This is a genomic window from Micrococcus sp., from assembly GCF_034179925.1.
Classification (GTDB): domain Bacteria; phylum Actinomycetota; class Actinomycetes; order Actinomycetales; family Micrococcaceae; genus Micrococcus.
The window spans coordinates 1-11,655 of the sequence record NZ_JAXFPG010000013.1 but is presented as its reverse complement, the minus strand read 5'-3'; the positions used below and the strand labels follow the sequence as shown (position 1 = coordinate 11,655).

The window sequence follows — 11,655 nt, the reverse complement described above, 5'->3', positions numbered from 1 at the left end:
CCGCGGCGGGTCGAGGCCACCGGCCCTCCCCAGGCCGCCGGCGCCCCACCCCTCCGCGCGGCGGTGAGGGGCGCCGTCGTCGGTTCAGGACCGGCCGCGGTGCGGGCCCCGGCCGGGGTGGTCAGTGGCCGCCCTCGGTGCCGTAGTGGGCGGTCTCCTGGTAGAGGTGCTCGGTGAGCTGGGAGGCGTCGGCCTCACCGGGGACGAGGTGGCGATACTCGGGGAGGGTGCCGGAGAGCACGGGGACGTCGGCGGAGCCGGTGCTGCTGCCCTGGGCGCCCCGGGCGGTGACCTCGGTGGCGACCATCTCTCCGGTGCGGGCGCCGACGTTCGGCACGATCAGGTCGTCCCGCGTCTCGAGGTTCACGGCGTCACGGGCGGGCACGTCCACGGTGAAGGAGGTGCCGTTGACGGTGAGCGTCGCGGTGAGGTCCCGGTCGGTGCGGTTGGACAGCGAGCCCATCAGGCGACCCTCGGGGTTCGCGCCCTCGGTGGCCACGACGGCGACGTTGCGGAAGCCGACCTCGGGGATCGGGTTGAGGTTCACGCCGTCGGAGGGGTGGTAGCGGAAGCTCGTGGCGATGGGGCTCACGGCCGAGCAGCCGGTGACGCCGAAGGCGGCGGTGAGGGCGAGCGCGCCGGCGGCGATGCGGCGCCGGGCCTGCCGGGAGGCGGCGGACTTCACGGGGGTCTCCTACAGGTGCGATGACGGAGGGCGCCCCATGACGGGGCTCACGGCCAGGCTACCGCATGCGCTCCCGCGGGAGAGGGGTCTGCGGGGAGCCCCATTACCACAGGCGGGGCCTGTGGGGGAGGCGGCACGCGAGGGCGAGCTGAGGCCCCGTGATAGAATGGAATGTCTGGAAAGGGGCACATCACATGGTTTTTGAGGTCGGAGAGACCGTCGTCTACCCCCACCACGGTGCAGCGCGGATCGAGGAGATCAAGATGCGCACCATCAAGGGTGAAGAGAAGATGTACCTCAAGCTCAAGGTCGCCCAGGGCGATCTGACGATCGAGGTGCCGGCGGAGAACGTTGACCTCGTGGGCGTCCGGGACGTCGTGGACGCCGAGGGCCTGGACCACGTGATCAAGGTGCTCCAGGCCGAGCACGTCGAGGAGCCCACCAACTGGTCCCGCCGCTACAAGGCGAACCTGGAGAAGCTCGCGAGCGGGGACGTCAACAAGGTCGCCGAGGTGGTCCGTGACCTGTGGCGCCGCGACCACGACCGCGGCCTCTCCGCGGGTGAGAAGCGCATGCTCTCGAAGGCCCGCCAGGTGCTCGTCTCCGAGCTCGCGCTCGCGAAGAAGGTCACCGAGGAGGAGGCCGAGGGCATGCTGGACAAGGTGCTTGAGGGCTGACCCCGCGAGGAGAGCCTGACCACGACGGCGGGGCTGGACCGAGAACGGTCCGCCCCGCCGTCGTCGTGTGCGGGGCCTGCCCGTGCCGGCTCGTTCCCCCCTCCTTGTCCTCCCCGCCCCTCCCCCAGCGCCCGGGCGACATTCCAGCGGTGCGGACACACTGGAATGTCGCCCGGGCGCTGTGCTCTGCGGCCGCTGTCGCTCGAGTGCTGGAATGTCGCTCGTGCCAGGATGGGGCCCATGTCGCCCGATCGGTCCGCCTCCTCCGCTGCATCCGCCCCCGGCTCATCCTCCCCGGCCCCCGCGCCCACCACGACGTCGCCCCGCACCTCCGAGCCGCCCCGACTCACCGAGCAGTCCGGCACCACCGCCCCCACGGTCCTCGTGATCGCCGCGGCCGGCTCCGGGACCCGCCTGGGCGCGGGCATCCCGAAGGCCCTGGCTCCGCTCCCAGACGGACGGGCCCTGCTGGAGCACTGCCTGGACGCGGTCGTGGCGGCTCGGGACGCGGGCACCCGGGTGGATGCCGTCGTCGTACTGGTGCCCCCGGCCCCCGGCCCCGCCGCGGAGGTCCAGCGCCTGGTCGACGCGCGGCGGGCCGAGCTGGGCGTCCGTGTCACGTGTGTGCCCGGCGGAGCCGAGCGCGCAGACTCGGTGCGGGCCGGCCTGGCCGCGGCCGCCGAGGCGCTCGCGGACCTCGCCCCCACCGGCCCGGCGCCCACCGGATCAGGCCCCGCTCGCCCGGCCTCCGCCGCCCGCCGGGTCCTCATCCACGACGCCGCCCGCGCCCTCACCCCGCCGGAGGTCTTTCTCGCGGTCCAGTCGGCGCTCGACTCCGGCGCCCTGGGCGCGATACCGGGCCTGCCTGTCACGGACACCGTCAAGCAGGTGGACCCCGCACAGGAGCTGCCGACCGTCGTCGCCACGCCCCCGCGGGCCGCGCTGCGCGCCGTGCAGACGCCGCAGGGCTTCGACCTGGACGTGCTGTTGGCCGCTCACGAGTCCGCCCGCATCCGGCCCGGCGCCGACCCCGCCGCCCTCACGGACGACGCCATGGCGCTCGAAGCGGCCGGGCACACTGTCGTGGTCGTGCCCGGGCACCCGGAGGCGTTCAAGGTGACCGCGCCCGAGGACCTCGACGCCGCGGCCGCGCACCTGGGTGCCCGTGCCTCGGCCCAGGACCCGGCGGCCTCCGCCCAGGACCCGGCGGCCTCGGCCCCGGCGTCGGCCCAGGGCCCTGTCCCCTCCTCCCCGGCAGTCCAGGGCCCGGCTGCCCCCACCCCCGCCCCGCCCGCCATGCCGCGTACGGGTATCGGCACGGACGTGCACGCGTGGGCCCCTGAGGATGCCCCCCGGCCGCTCTGGCTCGGCTGCATCGAGTGGCCCGGGCAGAACGGGGCCGCGGCCACCTCGGACGGGGACGTCGCCGCCCATGCCGCCTGCAATGCGCTGCTCTCGGCCGCCGGGCTGGGGGATCTGGGTGCGGTCTTCGGTGTGGACCGCCCGGAGATGGCCGGTGCTTCCGGGGCGGACATGCTCGCGGAGGTCGCCCGTCTCGTCACGGGGGCCGGCTTCCGCATCGGCAACGTTGCGGTGCAGGTGGTCGCTCCGCGGCCGAAGGTCGGCACGCGGCGGGTGGAGATGGAGGCGGCGATGTCCGCGGCCCTGGGTGGCGCTGTCGTCTCGGTGTCGGCGGCGACCACGGATCGGTTGGGCTTCGTGGGCCGCCGGGAGGGGCTGGTCGGGATCGCGACGGCGATCCTCGCCCCCGCCTGACCCGGCCTGGCCCCGCAGTCTCAGCCTGGCCCTGCGCCCTCCGCCCGGCTCTCACCGCCTCACCGCCCGGCTCCGGGCGTCCGGTGGTCGGGTCGGAGCACTACGCTGGTGGCGACCGCCTGCACCCGACCGTCCGGAAGGACCGCGCCCCGATGGCCCAGCGCTTCTACGACACCCGCTCCGCCGAGATCCGGGAGTTCGTCCCGCTCGTGCCCGGCCAGGCGTCGGTGTATTACTGCGGCGCCACTGTGCAGGGCATGCCCCATGTGGGGCATGTGCGCAGCGCGATCGTCTTCGACGTCCTCATCCGCTGGCTGGAGGCCTCGGGCCTGCGTGTGACCTCGGTCCGCAATGTCACGGACATCGATGACAAGATCCTCGACCGCTCCGCCGCCTCCCATGAGGAGGGCTTCGAGCCCTCGGACCTGTACCCGTCCCGGGAGCCGTGGTGGGCGCTGGCCTACCGCTTCGAGAAGGCGTTCGACGCCGCCTACCTCGCCCTGGGCGTCCGCCGCCCCACGTATGAGCCGCGCGCCACCGGGCACATCACGGAGATGTTCGCGCTGATCGGCCGTCTCATCGAGCGGGGCCACGCCTACCCCGCCCTGGACGGCTCCGGGGACGTTTACTTCGACGTCCGCTCCTGGGAGCGCTACGGCGAGCTCACCCGCCAGCGGGTGGAGGACATGCAGGACGCCCCGGACGCGGATCCTCGCGGCAAGCGGGACCCCCGCGACTTCGCTCTGTGGAAGGGTGCCAAGGAGGGTGAGCCGGCCACGGCCTCGTGGGAGTCCCCGTGGGGGCGGGGCCGGCCGGGCTGGCACCTGGAGTGCTCGGCGATGTCCACGAAGTACCTGGGCTCGTCGTTCGACATCCACGGCGGCGGCCTGGACCTGCGGTTCCCGCACCACGAGAACGAGCTGGCCCAGTCTGCGGCGGCCGGGGACGGCTTCGCCCGGTTCTGGCTGCACAACGGCCTGGTCACGTACCAGGGGGAGAAGATGTCCAAGTCGGTGGGCAACACGATCTCCCCGGAGCAGATGCTCGCCATGGCCCGTCCCAAGGCGGTGCGCTACTTCCTGGGCCAGGCCCACTACCGGTCCCAGCTGGACTACCGTCCCGGGGCACTCGAGGAGGCCGAGGCCGCGGTCGAGCGCATTGAGGGCTTCGTGGCCCGGGCGGCGGCCGTGGTGGACGCCCCCGCTCCGGTTGGCCCTCTGGCGGAGGCCGTGCCCGCCGCCTTCCGGGCGGCTATGGAGGATGACCTTGCCGTCCCGCAGGCGCTCGCGGTGCTGCATGAGACCGTCCGGGCGGGCAACACCGCGCTCGCGGCGCAGGACCACGACGCCGCGGCGGCCCGCCTCGCGGAGGTCCGTGCCATGACGGCGGTGCTCGGCTTCGACGACGTCCCGGAGCCGGAGGCGTCCGGGTCCGGGCCGGAGGCCCTCGCCCTGGATGCGCTCGTGCGGGCGCAGATCGAGGCCCGTGCGCAGGCGCGGGCGGATCGGGACTGGGCCACTGCGGACCGGATCCGGGATGCGCTGGCGGCGGCCGGCGTCGTGGTGGCGGACGGGGCGGACGGGGCCACCTGGCGCCTGGCCGACTGACCGCGGGCGGACTGACACCTAGACTGGGGGCTGAGTCCCCGCGCGGGCGGGTGCCCATGGCGTGAGGCCGGGTGCCCTCGCGCTTCCCTCCCGTCCCCCAGGAGTTCCGCCATGTCCATCGCCCCCCGTTCCGGCGGTTCCCGCAAGCCCAAGGGCAAGAAGGGCCCCTCGAAGGGCACCGGCGGCCACGGGCGCAAGGCCCTCGAGGGCCGGGGTCCCACGCCCAAGGCCGAGGACCGCGTCTACCACAAGGCCCACCGTGCGAAGGTGCTCGCGGAGCGCTCGGCCGCCAAGCGCGGCCCGGTCCGCGGTGACCAGGTGCGAGGCCGTGTGAAGCTCACGGACGAGACCGTCTCGGGCCGCAACCCGGTGCTCGAGGCCCTGCGCGCGGGCATCCCGGCCAAGGCGCTGCACGTGGCGGTGCGGATCGAGATGGACGACCGCGTCAAGGAGGTTCTGCGGCTGTGCTCGGAGAACTCGGTGCCGGTCATGGAGAACACGAAGCCGGAGCTGGACCGTCTCTCGGGTGAGGCCGTGCATCAGGGCCTGGTGCTGCAGATCCCGCCGTATGAGTATGCCGATGCGCTCGAGCTCGGCGAGCAGACGCTGGAGAAGCACGGCAAGGGCCACCTGCGCAGCGCCCCGCTGCTGGTCGCGCTGGACGGGATCACGGATCCGCGCAACCTCGGGGCGATCATCCGCGCCGGTTCGGCGTTCGGCGTGGACGGTGTGATCGTGCCCGAGCGCCGCTCGGTGGGCGTGACGGCGACGGCGTGGCGCACGTCCGCCGGGGCGGCCGCCCGCGTGCCGGTGGCCCAGGCCGGCAACCTCAACGCGACGCTGGTGGAGCTGCACCGCATGGGGTACTTCGTGCTGGGTCTCGACGGCGGCGGGGATGTCTCCCTGCCGGGTCTGGCCCTCGCGGATGAGCCGCTGGTGGTGGTGGTGGGCGCTGAGGGCAAGGGCCTGTCCCGTCTGGTGCGTGAGCACTGCCAGCAGATCGTGTCCATCCCGATCGAATCGGAGATGGAGTCCCTGAACGCCTCGATGGCGGTGGGCATCTCCCTCTACGAGATCGCCACGCGCCGCGCCGGCGGCCGCTGACGGGCCGGCGGACCCCTCCGCCGGACCCCTCCGCTGAGTCCGCTCGCTCCGCCGGGCTCACCCGGGCCGTCGTCGTCCCCACCGGTGAGCCGGTGTGCGTCCGGGGACCGCTCAACCGTTCTGCCCCGGCCTCCGGAGGGGTAGCGTCAGGCGGGTGAGCACTGCGAAGTCCAAGTCCAAGCCGAAGCCGAGCCCCGCCCCCGAGACCACTCCCGCGGCCGCCCGTGCGGCCCGTGCGGACGTGCGCGCGAGCACCCTGACCGGCCGCATCCCCGTCACCGGGGTGGAGCCGGTCGTAGAGGACGGCCGTTTCCCGGCCAAGGCCGTGGTGGGGGAGGACGTGCCCGTGCGGGCCACGGTCTTCCGTGAGGGGCACGACGCCGTGCGTGCCACGGTGCGCCTGCTCGGCCCGGACGGGTCCGAGGTCCAACGCGTGCACATGCGCCCGGGCCGTCCCGGTCTGGACGAGTTCGTGGCGGTGCTGCGCCCCTCGCAGGTGGGCATCCACCAGTTCGTGGTGGAGGGCTGGGACGACCCGGTGGGCACGTGGCTGCACCACGCCACCGTGAAGCTGGCCGCGGGCGTGGACGTGGACCTCATGCTGGACGAGGGCGCGGCCCTGTTCCGCCGGGAGGCCGAGGACGCCTCACGCTCCGCCGAGGACCGTGCAGTGTTCGCCGAGGCCGTGCGTGGTCTTGAGGACGCCGGCCAGGAGCCTGCGCGTCGCCTGGCGGCGGCGGGGGCGCCGGAGGTGCTGGCCGTGCTGGAGGTCCGCCCGGTGCGCCGCCACGTGACCGCTTCGGAGCTGTTCCCCCTGGACGTGCAGCGGGAGCTGGCCGGCCGGGGCGCGTGGTACGAGTTCTTCCCGCGCTCGGAGGGCGCCCGGTACGACGAGGCCGCCGGGCGCTGGAGCTCGGGCACGTTCCGCACGGCCGCCGAGCGTCTGCCCGCCGTGGCGGCGATGGGCTTCGACGTCGTGTACCTGCCTCCGATCCACCCGATCGGCGTGGCCCACCGCAAGGGACCGAACAACACGCTGACCGCGGGCCCGGGGGATCCGGGGTCGCCGTGGGCGATCGGCGCCCCCGAGGGCGGGCACGAGGCGATCCACCCGGACCTGGGCTCGGAGGAGGACTTCGCGGCCTTTGCGGAGCGCACCCGTGAGCTCGGCATGGAGCTCGCCCTGGACCTCGCGCTGCAGTGCTCCCCGGATCACCCGTGGGTGCAGGAGCACCCGGAGTGGTTCACCACGCGGGTGGACGGGTCCATCGCCTATGCGGAGAACCCGCCGAAGAAGTACCAGGACATCTACCCGCTGAACTTCGACAACGACCCGGACGGTCTCGCCCAGGCGGTGCTGGAGGTGGCCCTGGGCTGGGTGGAGCGCGGGGTGCACATCTTCCGCGTGGACAACCCGCACACCAAGCCGCTGTGGTTCTGGGAGTGGCTCATCCGCGAGATCCGCGCCGTGGAGCCGCGTGTGGTGTTCCTGGCGGAGGCCTTCACCCGCCCGGCCATGATGCATGCGCTCGGGCGGGTCGGGTTCCAGCAGTCCTACGGCTACTTCACGTGGCGGAACACCCGGGCCGAGCTCGAGGAGTACCTGGAGGAGATCACCGCCCAGACGGCCGGCTTCTACCGGCCCAACTTCTTCGTGAATACCCCGGACATCCTCACCGACTACCTGCAGCACGGTGGGCCGGGGGCGTTCCGGGCCCGCGCGGTGATTGCGGCCACCTCCAATCCGCTCTACGGCGTGTACGCGGGCTTCGAGCTGTTCGAGCATGTCGCCCGGCCCGGGGCGGAGGAGTACATCGACAGCGAGAAGTACGAGTACCGGCCCCGTGACTGGGCCGGAGCGGAGGCCGCGGGTGCCTCGCTGGCCCCGTATCTGACGCGCCTGAACGAGATCCGTGCGGCCCACCCGGCGCTGCGGGACCTGCAGAACCTCACGCTGCACGGGTCCACGCACCCGGAGCTGCTGGTCTACTCCAAGACGCGGGCGGCCGCCCCCGAGGGCGAGCACCACGACGCCGCGGCGGTCACCGACGACGGCGGCGCGGAGGACACGCTGATCGTGGTGGTCGCATGCGACCCCCACCACGTGGCCGAGGCGACCCTCGACCTGGACTCCGCCGCCCTGAACCTGGGGCCGCAGGATCGGGACGAGCAGGGTCGCTTCGAGGTCGAGGACCTCCTCACCGGTCAGCGCTGGCGCTGGGACGAGCACCCCTATGTGCGCCTGGACCCCGCCGTCGAGCCCGCCCACGTCCTCCGGATCGTGCGTCGGGGCTGACCCGCCCGCCGTCCGAGCCGTCCGACCGCCGAACAAGGATCCCCATGACCGCCTCGTCCGCCGCCCCCACGCTCCCCGCGCCGCTGCCCGTCGACCCCGACGTGCTGGCCGCCGTCGCCCAGGGCCGGCACCACGACCCGCACGCGGTGCTCGGCGCCCACCCCCACCCCGACGGCGCGGCGGTCACCTACCGGGTGCTGCGCCCGATGGCGCGGTCGGTCACGGTGGTCCGCGCCGGGGACGGAGCCCGGGTGGAGCTGACCCATGAGGCCGACGGGGTGTTCGCCGGCGTGGGCCGGCCCCCGGCCGCAGCCGGTGTGGCGGCCGGCGACTACCGCCTGGAGGTGGCGTACGCGGGGGAGGACGGCGCCGACGTCGTGCTCGAGCAGGATGACGCCTACCGCCACCTGCCCACCCTGGGCGAGCTGGACCTCCACCTGATCCGGGAGGGCCGGCATGAGCGGCTGTGGGAGGTGCTCGGGGCCCGGGTACGCCGGGACGCGGACGGTGCCGTGCTGGGCACGTCGTTCGCGGTGTGGGCTCCCAACGCCCGCGCGGTGCGGGTGATCGGCGACCACAACGGCTGGGACGGGCGGGCGCATGCGATGCGTTCGCTGGGCGCCTCGGGCGTGTGGGAGCTGCTGGTGCCGGGCGTCGGGCACGGGGCGGTCTACAAGTACGAGGTCCTCGGTGCGGACGGGGTGTGGCGGCAGAAGGCGGACCCGATGGCCCGCTGGGCGGAGGTGCCGCCGGCCACGGGGTCGCGGGTGCTGGAGTCCGGCTACGAGTTCGAGGACGAGGAGTGGATGCGTCGGCGGGCGGCCACGGATCCTCATGAGCGCCCGCTGAGCATCTACGAGGTGCATCTGGGCTCGTGGCGGCCGGGGCTGGGGTATCGGGAGCTCGCGCAGGAGCTGGTGGAGTACGTGGGCTGGCTGGGATTCACGCATGTGGAGTTCCTGCCGGTGGCCGAGCACCCGTTCGGCGGGTCGTGGGGCTACCAGGTGACCGGCTACTACGCGCCGACCTCCCGTTTCGGCTCCCCGGACGAGTTCAAGCACCTGGTGGACGCGCTGCACGCGGCGGGGATCGGCGTGATCGTGGACTGGGTGCCGGCGCACTTCCCGAAGGATCCGTGGGCGCTGGCCCGGTTCGACGGCACCGCGCTGTACGAGCACGCGGACCCGCGCCGGGGCGAGCACCCGGACTGGGGCACCTATGTGTTCGACTTCGGCCGGCCCGAGGTGCGCAATTTCCTTGTGGCCAACGCCCTGTACTGGCTGGGAGAGTTCCACGTGGACGGGCTGCGCGTGGACGCCGTCGCCTCGATGCTCTACCTGGACTACTCGCGGCAGCCGGGCCAGTGGGAGCCGAACGTGCACGGCGGCAACCACAACCTGGAGGCGATCGAGTTCCTGCGCGAGGTGAATGCGGCCGCCTACCGGGTGCACCCGGGCATCCAGATGATCGCGGAGGAGTCGACGGCGTTCCCCGGGGTGAGCGCACCGGTGGACGCCGGCGGCCTGGGCTTCGGCAAGAAGTGGAACATGGGCTGGATGCACGACACTCTCTCCTACCTGGGCGAGGACCCGGTGAACCGCCGCTGGCACCACGACCTGTGGACGTTCTCCATGGCCTACGCCTACTCGGAGAACTATGTGCTGCCGCTCTCGCACGACGAGGTGGTGCACGGCAAGGGGTCGCTGTTGGGCAAGATCCCGGGGGAGCACCGTCAACGGCTGGCCACTCTGCGCGCCTACCTGGCGTACATGTGGGCGCACCCGGGCAAGCAGCTGCTGTTCATGGGCGGCGAGTACGCGCAGCCGAGTGAGTGGTCCGAAGCGGCTGGCCTGGACTGGGCGGCCTCTTGGGATCCGGCGCACCGCGGCGTGCAGCTGACGGTGCGGGAACTCAACGCGCTCTACCGGGCGACGCCGGCGCTGTGGTCCGCGGACCACAGCCCGGAGGGGTTCGCCTGGGTGGACGGGGGCGACGCTGACGGCAACACCCAGGTGTTCCTGCGTCTGCCGGCTGCCGGGGCCGAGGGCGACGGTGCCCCCGTGCTGGTGATCTGCAACCTGTCCGGGGCCGAGCGGCGAGGGCTGCGTGTGGGGGTCCCGTCCGAGGGGGAGTGGACTGTGGTGCTGGACACTGACTCCTCCGACTTCGCGGGGGAGGGGCTGCGCGAGCGGGAGGGTGATCTCGAGGAGTTGCGGGCCCAGCCGGGGCAGTGGCAGGGGCAGCCGGCGCATCTGACGGTGAACGTGCCGCCGCTGACCACGCTGTGGCTGCGGCCGCGTCCGGTCCCTGGGCGATGAGGGCCGGGCGGGTCCTGCTGGATCCGGGCCCGCAGGGGTGTGTGCGCGTGGGCCGGCGCGGAACGTGACCGAGCTCATGGCGGTCGAATGCGGGGCCCCTGCCCTCGCGGAGCGAGGGAGTGGCGGTCGCGGGCGCCGCGGGAACCGCGGAATCACGCGGATCTAGGGGAGGTGGAGCTCCCCGTCAACGGGTGAAGTACTCCCGATTTTGCGTTCGGGCCGGGGTGTGTGTAGAGTTCTTTCTCGTGCTGAGGCGCTGGTCGGAGAGATCCGGCGGGTGTTGTGAGTCGCTGGGAACGGTGTTCCTGGTTCACGCGGCATGGGTTTCCCGGTGACGGGGAATTCACTTTTCTTGAATGGATGATCTGGTTCTTGACTGGTCGTTGATGTGTGGTAGGGTTGCGGAGCTTCCTTGTCGAGGTGAACGGCTGGTGTCGGTTGCGCGGATGCGGAGTTGACATGCTGAGAACGTGTGGTAAGGTTGTTGAGCCTGACCGGACGGACGGCGTGGTTGAGACTTCAGCGGTGACGCGGAGTTGACACGGTGAGAACGGATGGTCTAGGCTGGAGAAGTTGCTCCGGAGCGAAACGATTGCGAATGAGTGGTCGCTGAAGCCGGTAGCGCCTGTTGTTTGAGAACTCAATAGTGTGCCAAGTTTGTTGATGCCAATTGTTTGAACACATATTGGTTGGCCATGGCCTCCCACCCCCGTGGTGAGTGCCTGGCCTGCCAGGTATTGAATTGACGTCATGATGGTTATTTCCGGCTGTCATGGTGTTGTTCTGTAATTTTTTACGGAGAGTTTGATCCTGGCTCAGGATGAACGCTGGCGGCGTGCTTAACACATGCAAGTCGAACGATGAAGCCCAGCTTGCTGGGTGGATTAGTGGCGAACGGGTGAGTAACACGTGAGTAACCTGCCCTTGACTCTGGGATAAGCCTGGGAAACTGGGTCTAATACCGGATAGGAGCGTCCACCGCATGGTGGGTGTTGGAAAGAATTTCGGTCATGGATGGACTCGCGGCCTATCAGCTTGTTGGTGAGGTAATGGCTCACCAAGGCGACGACGGGTAGCCGGCCTGAGAGGGTGACCGGCCACACTGGGACTGAGACACGGCCCAGACTCCTACGGGAGGCAGCAGTGGGGAATATTGCACAATGGGCGCAAGCCTGATGCAGCGACGCCGCGT

The 11,655-nt window shown here is 71.9% G+C and carries 7 protein-coding genes and 1 rRNA gene; 7 read left to right on the top strand and 1 reads right to left on the bottom strand.

What is annotated here, in order from left to right; translation table 11 throughout:
- Positions 1–121 precede the first annotated feature (121 nt).
- Entirely contained in the window at positions 122–685 is a 564-nt protein-coding gene (locus tag SPI96_RS02465) for a hypothetical protein (RefSeq protein ID WP_321080785.1), read from the bottom strand.
- A 194-nt stretch (positions 686–879) separates the two neighbouring features.
- On the opposite strand from SPI96_RS02465, the gene SPI96_RS02460 reads away from it, so the two are divergent.
- The 7 genes from SPI96_RS02460 to SPI96_RS02430 form a co-directional block, all read left to right on the top strand.
- Positions 880–1,362: a CarD family transcriptional regulator gene (locus tag SPI96_RS02460; RefSeq protein WP_321080784.1), complete on the top strand. Its 483-nt coding sequence runs from the start codon at positions 880–882 to the stop codon at positions 1,360–1,362.
- Positions 1,363–1,602: 240 nt separating this feature from the next.
- Positions 1,603–3,138 (top strand): 2-C-methyl-D-erythritol 2,4-cyclodiphosphate synthase, encoded by a 1,536-nt coding sequence (gene ispF, locus SPI96_RS02455; protein WP_321080783.1) that lies wholly within the window; start codon positions 1,603–1,605, stop codon positions 3,136–3,138.
- Positions 3,139–3,290: 152 nt separating this feature from the next.
- Positions 3,291–4,745, top strand: coding sequence for a cysteine--tRNA ligase (gene cysS, locus SPI96_RS02450; RefSeq protein ID WP_321080782.1), 1,455 nt, complete (start codon positions 3,291–3,293; stop codon positions 4,743–4,745).
- 111 nt (positions 4,746–4,856) lie between these two features.
- Positions 4,857–5,849: a 23S rRNA (guanosine(2251)-2'-O)-methyltransferase RlmB gene (gene rlmB / locus SPI96_RS02445; RefSeq protein WP_321080781.1), complete on the top strand. Its 993-nt coding sequence runs from the start codon at positions 4,857–4,859 to the stop codon at positions 5,847–5,849.
- A 241-nt stretch (positions 5,850–6,090) separates the two neighbouring features.
- Complete coding sequence (locus tag SPI96_RS02440) at positions 6,091–8,145, top strand: alpha-1,4-glucan--maltose-1-phosphate maltosyltransferase (RefSeq protein ID WP_321080786.1); 2,055 nt, start codon at positions 6,091–6,093, stop codon at positions 8,143–8,145.
- Between the two features lie 44 nt (positions 8,146–8,189).
- Positions 8,190–10,463, top strand: a complete 2,274-nt coding sequence (glgB, locus tag SPI96_RS02435) for a 1,4-alpha-glucan branching protein GlgB (RefSeq protein ID WP_414601895.1) — start codon at positions 8,190–8,192, stop codon at positions 10,461–10,463.
- Positions 10,464–11,255: 792 nt separating this feature from the next.
- Positions 11,256–11,655: ribosomal RNA gene (locus SPI96_RS02430) — 16S ribosomal RNA — on the top strand; the annotation flags it as partial.

What these genes read in the sequence shown, in the direction of transcription:
- SPI96_RS02460 (WP_321080784.1), top strand. Translation starts at nt 880, where the DNA reads ATGGTTTTTGAGGTCGGAGAGACCGTCGTCTACCCCCACCACGGTGCA.
- ispF (WP_321080783.1), top strand. Translation starts at nt 1,603, where the DNA reads ATGTCGCCCGATCGGTCCGCCTCCTCCGCTGCATCCGCCCCCGGCTCA.
- cysS (WP_321080782.1), top strand. Translation starts at nt 3,291, where the DNA reads ATGGCCCAGCGCTTCTACGACACCCGCTCCGCCGAGATCCGGGAGTTC.
- rlmB (WP_321080781.1), top strand. Translation starts at nt 4,857, where the DNA reads ATGTCCATCGCCCCCCGTTCCGGCGGTTCCCGCAAGCCCAAGGGCAAG.
- glgB (WP_414601895.1), top strand. Translation starts at nt 8,190, where the DNA reads ATGACCGCCTCGTCCGCCGCCCCCACGCTCCCCGCGCCGCTGCCCGTC.